This window comes from Sphingomonas bacterium (genome assembly GCF_903643065.1).
GTDB lineage: Bacteria > Pseudomonadota > Alphaproteobacteria > Sphingomonadales > Sphingomonadaceae > Sphingomonas.
Window position 1 is genome coordinate 1 of the sequence record NZ_CAHJWX010000426.1, and the last position, 2,779, is coordinate 2,779.

3 protein-coding genes are annotated in these 2,779 nt (G+C 66.8%); all 3 read right to left on the reverse strand.

What is annotated here, in order from left to right; translation table 11 throughout:
* Positions 1-782, reverse strand: a 782-nt coding sequence (locus HUU95_RS13315; RefSeq protein WP_174280545.1) for a bacteriorhodopsin, incomplete at its 3' end; no start/stop codon positions are given.
* A 164-nt stretch (positions 783-946) separates the two neighbouring features.
* Entirely contained in the window at positions 947-2,332 is a 1,386-nt protein-coding gene (locus HUU95_RS13325) for an SDR family oxidoreductase (protein WP_217429843.1), read from the reverse strand.
* Between the two features lie 199 nt (positions 2,333-2,531).
* Positions 2,532-2,779: FAD-dependent oxidoreductase (locus HUU95_RS13330; RefSeq protein ID WP_174280546.1), on the reverse strand; the 248-nt coding region annotated here is incomplete at its 5' end.

Sequence of the window (2,779 nt, forward strand, 5' to 3'; positions counted from 1 at the left end):
TCGACTCGCTCGGTCCGTCCCTGCTCCTCTACCTGGTGATAGGCGACCGGCGCGGGCCGCAGGTCATGCTCGGGCACCTCGCCGGCGGCCAGGTCCGCCGTGATCTTGCGGCGCGTCCCCGCCATCGACCAGATGCCGTAGGCTACCTTCGCGAACACGTCGACGATCGTGTAGAGTGCCCCCGTGGTCGTCGCATCGATCGCCTTGATGCCCTCCGAGCCGAGCAGGAAGATGACCGGATACGCGAACCAGACCACGGACAGGATCGACGCGTTGGTCGTGTACAGCGCCGCCGCGCGCGGCCCGGACTTCGTCGCCTCGCTGCGGAGCGGGCCCCACAGGCCGACATAGATGAACAGGAACGCGCCCGAGCTGATCAGATACCACGCCCATTTCGCAGACGACCCGGTCGGGCTGAAGCCCGCGACCGTACCCGTCGCGATCATGTAGAAATCGGTGAACACCAGCCCGAGCAGCAGCGCCCAGCGGCGGAACGGTGAATGCAGCGCGGTCAGGCACAGCCCGGTCAGCAGCATCGGCGTCGTGATCGACCAATCGACATAGCGCGCGACATAGAACTCGCGGCCGTCCGCCAGCAGCAGCGATCCCTGCCCGAGCGCCATCGCCAGATAGGACGCGGTCGCCGCGAGCGTCACGAACAGGTGGAGGAGATAATGATTCTCCTCGTCGCGCGTCCGCCGGTTCCAGCCCATGACGAGCAGTATCGCCGAGCCCAGCGCCATCGCGATGAAGCCGAACCACAGCCAGTTCGATAGGGTCATCGAGCGCTCCCGCTGTCGGCGTGCTCGCGCGCGCACCGCATGATCGGCTGGCTACGTGCACTGTCGTGCATACGCGCTAACCCACGTTGGAACGTGCCGCGACTATTGCGCTCGACGATGATTTTCGGTCGTATCACGACCTCGTCCCGGCGCGATCAGGGCGGCTAAGCGAGTTTTGTCGCGCCGGATACCGGGATGACGGTCGCGGCTTCTCCCTTGCGTATCAGCACATCTAGACGATCGATCTGTGCCGGTCTGACGAGCAAGGCGTTCGACTTCTTCATCAGCAGCGCCGCACCTTTGCCGGTCAGATGCGCCTCGCGCCCTGCTTCGTCCGGAAATGCTTCGAAGATCTCGAACGTCGCGCTGTCCCGGCGCAGCCCGAACCACGGTCGCGTCGCCGGCTCGCGCTCCACCTCGGCCAGGATGCCCCCGATCAGCGCCTCGATCTCTCCCTCCTTGCCCGCACGCGCCTCCAGCGTGATGTGCAGCGCCTTGGCAATTGCCTCGCCGGCGCTGCCGCCGACCTTGGCGGGCAGGTGCGGCAGGAACTTGCGCGCGGCGAACAGCGCCAGACCGGTGCCGATCAGCGCCGCAGCAGTCGGCAACGGATTGAGCGCGGCCTTGGTATACAGGCTCGTCCGCATGACGTGGCCTTCGTAGTTGCCGCGCTCCTCTAGCCGCTCGGTCGGGTGGTCGAGGCCGTTCTGCTCGATCGGTCGGCGCGGAGGGCGGCCGCTCGGAGTGCCGGGAATGACCATTTTCTCCATCGGCCGGTCGATGCCGCCGGGCGCCAGGTGCGCCATCATCGCCATGCCCTTGGCACCGCCGCCAGCGTAGACGTCGCGAACCGGCTTGACCGCCGCGTGCAGGATCGTCTCCGCCACCACGGCGGGAACATAGACAGGCGGCACGTGCTGCGGCTCGGACGACAGATGGTTCTTGGCATTGACGGGGAACGGCGTGTCGATCTGCCCCGGCTTGACCAGCGTCACGGAGATCGGCGCCTCGTCCCACTCCAGCTCCATGCGGAGCGCCTCGGTGAACCCCTTCACCGCATGCTTGGTCGCGCAATAGCTGCCCTGCAGCGGGATGCCACGCTCCGACACCTCACTGCCGACGTTGATGATCGCTCCACCGCCATGGCGACGCAGCAACTTCACCGCCTCCAGCGAACCGTAGACCTGGCCCCAGTAGTTCGTCTCCATCTGCTTGCGCATGTCGTCGACTGGAGTCTCTTCGAGGCGGCCGTACAGACCGATGCCGGCGTTGTTAACCCAGGTGTCGACGCGGCCGAACGCAGCCTCGGCCTCTTGGCCGATGCGATGCACGTCATCCTCCCGAGCGACATCGGCGACGACGTGGATCGCCTCCCCACCGGTGCCGCGAAGCTCCTCCACCAAATGGCGGAGCGCCCCCTCGCTCCGCGCCACCAGGACCAGCTTCGCATCTCGCTTCGCCGCCAACCGCGCCGTTGCCAGACCGATGCCGGACGAGGCGCCGGTGATCACGACCACTTGGGCGGAGAGCGGCTTGAGCTTTGCGTTCATCGGGCCTCAGGATGTTCGGAGGTGTAAGTTGCTCCCCCGAGAGGGCCACGACAGGTTGTCAGCCTCTCACGTAGCTTCGAGAAGGGGAGACACCTGACAGCGCGTAGACCGAGGCGGCGCGACGTTCGCTAACATGCCGTTATCCGAGGCCCGATCAGGCGACTTCCGTTCACCCTGCGTCTCCCAACCAAATGACCCATCACCGCGCGAACAGCTCCACTACGCTCGTCGGTGCGTCTAGTCCGAAGAAGCGCGCCAGATTGGCGGCGCTCAGCTGCGCGACCGGGGCGCTGCGCGCGAACAGGTCGCGCTCATAGACGGCCAGCGCACCTTCCCGGTCGCCCGGCTGCTCGCCGATCGCATGCCCTAGCTCCGCGCCATCGAGCATGGCGAGGTTCGCGCCCTCGCCCGCGAACGGGGACATCAGGTGCGCCGCGTCGCCCAGCA